Genomic DNA, 2,204 nt, shown 5'->3' with positions numbered 1-2,204 from the left:
CGGTGACCGGCAACGTGCTGCGCGACTACCTCACCGACCTGTTCCCGATCATGGAGCTGGGCACCAGCGCCAAGATGCTGTCGATCGTGCCGCTGATGGCCGGTGGCGGCCTGTTCGAGACCGGCGCCGGCGGTTCGGCGCCCAAGCACGTGCAGCAGTTTGTCGAAGAGGACTACCTGCGCTGGGATTCGCTGGGCGAGTTCCTCGCGCTGGCCGCCTCGCTCGAGCACCTGGGCAACCGCTACAACAATGCGGGTGCCACGGTGCTGGCCAAGACCCTGGACCAGGCCAACGGCCAGTTCCTGGACAACGACAAGTCGCCCTCGCGCAAGCTCGGTGGCATCGACAACCGCGGCAGCCACTTCTACATCGCGCTGTACTGGGCCCAGGCCCTGGCCGCGCAGGATGACGATGCCGCACTGAAGGCCCGTTTCGCCCCGCTGGCCAAGGCGCTGGCCGACAACGAACAGAAGATCGTTGAAGAACTGGCCGCGGTGCAGGGCAAGCCGGTGGACATCGGCGGTTACTACCGTCCGGACGTGGCCAAGGCGGCGGCCGCGATGCGTCCGAGCGCGACCCTCAACAGTGCGCTGGCCGCGCTGTAAGGTCGGCCTGCCGCACACGCGGTGATGCACGAAAAACCCGCGCTTCGGCGCGGGTTTTTTGTTGGGTGCCGCTATCAGGCGTCGGTAGAACCATCCCATGGATGGCCGCACGCGAGACACCCGGTGGAGCCACCCCATGGGTGGCTGCCGCATGGTCGGGTAACGTCGCAAAAAAACAGCCACGCATGGCGTGGCTCTACCGTCCAGATTGTGATGGTCATCGTACGCGGGCTCGGTCTCGATGAAGGCCGCGTCAATATTTCTGGTACAGAACTTTCCTTGCTGTTAAAGGGTTTCGACGCCCCCGCAACGTGCAAAAACTTCAATTCAATCTGTGCGATCCATCACTTATGGCCCGATAACGTTGGCATAGGCTATCGACGATCTTTACTGCAGTAAGTGTGATCTTTCACGGTGCAGGGGAAGGCGATGGCCAGGGTGCTGGTGGTGGGATCGGATATCCAGGGGGAGCACGCCTTGTTGCAGCGCCTGCGCGCGGCGGCCGCGTTGCCGGCCGATACGGTGCGCAGCTGCCACGACCTGGACGACTGCGATCTGCTGGTGATCAAGGACACCCCGGCACTGCGCAACGCCGCGTTGCGGATGGTGCGCGAGCGCCCGCGCATCCAGTTCTGGATCGAAGACCAGCAGGGACGTCTGCGTGACGGCCAGGGCGATCCGCGCAGCACTCTGGACGATCATGCGATCGAACACGCACTGCGCCAGATGCCGGCCGCACCGGCACCGATCGAGGAGCCGATCGCCGCGCGTGGGGCCAAGGCGATCACCCGCGCGCTGCGCGAAAGCCTGCAGTCGCGCCACGGGCACGCGGTGCTCGCACTGGACGGCCTGCCGGTGCTGCTGCTGGATTTCGAGCAGGACCAGATGGTGGTGCCCGACGGCAGCGGCAACGTGGAATTGGCGCAGCTGCTGTCCGATGTGTTCGAACGTCTTGCGTTGCACGGTATCGCCGGCAAACGTTACCAGCAGCTGGCCGGCGCGCTGCCACGGCAGTCGCTGCGGCCGCTGCTCTGGCAATGGGGGCAGCACCCGGCGCACTGGCAGGATCTGGACGCGCGCCTGCAGCACCACGCGCGTGTACGCCTGCTGCGCTGGCCGGATTTCCGCGTGCTCGGCCATCAGCACGACAGCTTCCGATTGTGTTCGCTGCTGCTCAAGCGCCCGTGCAGCGTGGACGAATGTGCATCGCTGTTGGAGATTCCGCGCGAGGCGGTGCGCGCGTTCGTGCATCCGGCCTACCTGTGCGGTTATGCCGCGCTGGATGCGCCGACGGGCGGCGGCGGACTGCTGCGCAGCACCGGTGATGCTGGCGGCCTGCTCGCCCGCATGTGGCGCAGCGTGCGCCAGCGTGGCGGAGGTTGAGCGTGCGCGAACACAAGATCGTGGTGCTGGGCACCATGGGGTGCGGCAAGTCGAGCTTGGTGCGGGCCATCGCCGCCGGTGCGGTGATCGACACCGACGTGCACAACAGCGACCGCCAGGGCGCGGACAAGGCGTCGACCACGGTGGCGATGGACTACGCCGACATCGACCTGCCCAACGGTGACCGCCTGCGGCTGTACGGCACGCCAGGACAGC

At 66.3% G+C, this 2,204-nt stretch carries 3 protein-coding genes; all 3 read left to right on the top strand.

Annotated features, from left to right (window positions below):
* On the top strand, window positions 1-605 hold a 605-nt coding region (locus RTO53_RS19895; RefSeq protein ID WP_312239387.1), incomplete at its 5' end, for an NADP-dependent isocitrate dehydrogenase.
* Window positions 606-1,034: 429 nt separating this feature from the next.
* The gene (locus RTO53_RS19890) at window positions 1,035-1,988 is read left to right on the top strand and encodes a hypothetical protein (RefSeq protein ID WP_312239386.1); all 954 of its coding nucleotides are present in this window, start codon (window positions 1,035-1,037) and stop codon (window positions 1,986-1,988) included.
* Window positions 1,989-1,990: 2 nt separating this feature from the next.
* The coding region (locus RTO53_RS19885) for a GTPase (RefSeq protein WP_312239385.1) at window positions 1,991-2,204 on the top strand (214 nt) is incomplete at its 3' end.

The organism is Stenotrophomonas sp., assembly GCF_031995405.1.
Classification (GTDB): Bacteria; Pseudomonadota; Gammaproteobacteria; order Xanthomonadales; family Xanthomonadaceae; genus Stenotrophomonas.
The sequence above is the reverse complement of the archived record's forward strand: the minus strand, read 5'-3'. Positions and strand labels throughout refer to the sequence as shown.